Annotated in this window: 4 protein-coding genes; all 4 read left to right on the plus strand. The window is 43.3% G+C overall.

Going from position 1 to position 2,993, the window contains the following annotated elements; all coding sequences use genetic code 11:
- A partial coding sequence (locus VIN08_RS28445; protein WP_331973130.1) for a UDP binding domain-containing protein occupies positions 1–418 on the plus strand: 418 nt, incomplete at its 5' end.
- Between the two features lie 5 nt (positions 419–423).
- A complete protein-coding gene (locus tag VIN08_RS28450) occupies positions 424–1,554 on the plus strand; it encodes a DegT/DnrJ/EryC1/StrS family aminotransferase (protein ID WP_331973132.1) in 1,131 nt (376 codons plus the stop codon).
- Positions 1,547–2,140: an acyltransferase gene (locus tag VIN08_RS28455; RefSeq protein WP_331973134.1), complete on the plus strand. Its 594-nt coding sequence runs from the start codon at positions 1,547–1,549 to the stop codon at positions 2,138–2,140. Before VIN08_RS28450 ends, VIN08_RS28455 begins: the two co-directional genes overlap by 8 nt.
- 1 nt (position 2,141) lies before the next feature.
- The coding region (locus VIN08_RS28460) for a Gfo/Idh/MocA family oxidoreductase (protein ID WP_331973136.1) at positions 2,142–2,993 on the plus strand (852 nt) is incomplete at its 3' end.

Raw genomic sequence — 2,993 nt, forward strand, 5'->3', positions numbered from 1 at the left:
TCTTTCCGGCAGAAGAATTAATGATAACATGGGAGTACATATCGCTAACAGTGTTATCAAACTGATGGCGCAGCGAAATCTCCCCATCAACAATGCCAACATCCTGATGCTGGGTATAACATTCAAAGAGAATTGCCCGGATATACGGAACAGCCGCGTAGTGGATGTTTACCACGAACTGAAAAGCTTTGGCACCCAGGTAGACGTATACGATCCGCAGGCCGATGAAGAAGAAGTAAAGCACGAGTATAGTATATCACTCACAAAAAATCTTTCAAAAAAATATCACGCTATTATCCTCACCGTAAGTCACCAGGAGTTTGCAGCGCTCGACCTGCAAGCGATTAGTCACGAAGGTGCTGTGATCTACGATGTAAAAGGCTTCTTACCAAAATCTACTATTACCGCACGACTCTAGTATCTATGGATAAAATAAAAATGGTTGACCTCCAGACACAATATCTCCTCATAAAACAGGAGATCGATGAGGCCATCCAGCAAGTTCTTACTTCTACAGCATTTATTCAGGGGCCTGAAGTAAATACCTTTGCCCAGGCACTTTCAGCATATATAGGCGGAGCACATGTTATACCCTGTGCTAATGGAACAGATGCACTTCAGATTGCCATGATGGCACTCGACCTGAAGCCCGGCGATGAAGTTATACTTCCCGTACACACGTACGTTGCTACTGCAGAAGTAATTGCTTTATTAGGATTAACTCCTGTATTCACCGAGGTAAATAAGGACACCTTCAACATTGATCCGGATATACTCGAATCTAAAATTACTTCGCGTACAAAAGCCATAGTACCGGTACATCTGTACGGACAATGTGCCGACATGGAGCCGGTATTGAAAATAGCAGCGCGTCATAACCTACATGTTATAGAAGATGCCGCTCAATCACTTGGAGCCAAGTATACATTTACCGATGGCACGACCAAAACCAGCGGAACCATGGGCACGATCGGCACTACATCATTCTTCCCTTCTAAAAATCTGGGATGTTATGGTGATGGCGGAGCAATCTTTACGAACGACAAAGCGCTTGCTGAAAAGATCAGAATGATTGCCAATCACGGACAACAGGTAAAATACCATCACGATATCATTGGTGTAAACAGCCGGCTGGATACACTACAGGCGGCTATACTTCGTGTAAAGCTTAATTACCTCGATCGTTACGAACGCAACAGAAATGAAGCTGCGTCTTCTTACGACCAAGCACTTGCTCAGGTCAAAGAAATCGAAATCCCCTATCGTGCAACTAATTCAACACACGTATTTCATCAATATACTATCAAAGTAAAAGATGGTAAACGCGATGCTTTGAAGAAATACCTGGAGCAGCAGGGTATACCAACTATGATATACTACCCTGTTCCACTTCACTTACAAAAAGCCTATAAGCGTTCGGGATTTGATGAAGGCTCTTTCCCGATTACCGAAGAGTTATCAAGAACAGTACTTTCATTACCGATCCATACAGAAATGAAGGCTGAAGAATTGAACTATATTACCTCAACCATCAAGACATTTTTTCATGGCTGAAGAAAAGAAATATTATGCTCATCCAACAGCAGTGGTGGACGAAGGATGCGAGATTGGAAACGGCACCAAGATCTGGCACTTCTCGCACATTATGCCTAACTGCAAAATTGGAGAACAATGTAATATAGGGCAGAACGTTGTGATATCACCCGAAGTAGTGCTTGGAAAAAATGTTAAAGTACAAAACAACGTTTCCATCTATACGGGTGTCCAATGCGAGGACGATGTATTTCTGGGGCCATCCATGGTATTTACGAACGTGACGAATCCGCGCAGTGCGATCAACCGGAAAAATCAATACGCAAAAACATTGGTAAAGAAAGGTGCCACGATAGGAGCCAATGCTACCATTGTATGCGGACACGACATTGGTCGATTTGCTTTTATAGGAGCCGGTGCTGTAGTAACGAAACATATTCCAGACTATGCACTGGTAATTGGCAACCCTGCCCGACAAACCGGATGGATGAGTGAATACGGCCACAAGCTCATCTTCAATGCAGCAGGAATTGCTACCTGCCCGGAGAGCAATGAGCAATACAAACTGGACAAGGGTAGTGTGTATAAAATAGAGATAGAGAAATAGTATGAAGAATTTTGCACTGATTGGCGCAGCCGGATTTATCGCTCCGCGCCACATGAAAGCTATTAAGGAAACAGGGAACAATCTGGTAGCAGCGTTAGACAAACATGACAATGTTGGTATTCTTGATTCTTATTTTCCAAACGCTGATTTCTTCACGGAGTTTGAACGCTTTGATCGCCATCTTGATAAATTAAAACGCAAAGGTGAAAAGATAGACTATATATCCATCTGCTCACCTAACTATCTGCACGACTCGCACATTCGCTATGCGCTTCGTTTTGGCGCCGATGCTATTTGCGAAAAACCACTGGTGTTAAATCCGTGGAACCTCGATGCATTAAGCGAGATAGAGAAGGAAACAGGACGAAAACTATATACTATACTTCAGTTACGCCTGCACCCCAGCATTATTGCTTTGCGTGAGAAGGTAAAGAACGGACCGAAAGATAAAATCTACGATGTAGACTTGCGCTATATGACATCGCGCGGTAACTGGTATCACTCCAGTTGGAAAGGTGATTCTTCTAAATCAGGAGGGGTGGCTACTAATATAGGTATACATTTCTTTGATATGCTCATCTGGATATTCGGAGACGTTAAGAAGAATGAAGTAACACAGCTCACTTCCGAAACTGCTTCAGGATATCTTGAACTTGAAAGAGCCCGCGTGCAATGGCTCCTGAGTATAGATTACAATCAAATTCCCGAAGACGTAAGAGCTAAAGGCAAACGCACTTTCCGTTCACTTACCATGGAAGGTGAGCAGATTGAATTTAGTGACGGATTCACAGACCTGCACACACTCAGCTATGAAGAAGTTCTGAAAGGCAATGGCTTCGGATTGAATGAAACC

The organism is Ohtaekwangia sp. (assembly GCF_036568665.1).
Classification (GTDB): Bacteria; Bacteroidota; Bacteroidia; order Cytophagales; family Cyclobacteriaceae; genus Ohtaekwangia.

Bases quoted from the DNA above. Each gene is read 5' to 3' on its own strand.
- VIN08_RS28450 (WP_331973132.1), top strand. From the start codon at position 424: ATGGATAAAATAAAAATGGTTGACCTCCAGACACAATATCTCCTCATA.
- VIN08_RS28455 (WP_331973134.1), top strand. From the start codon at position 1,547: ATGGCTGAAGAAAAGAAATATTATGCTCATCCAACAGCAGTGGTGGAC.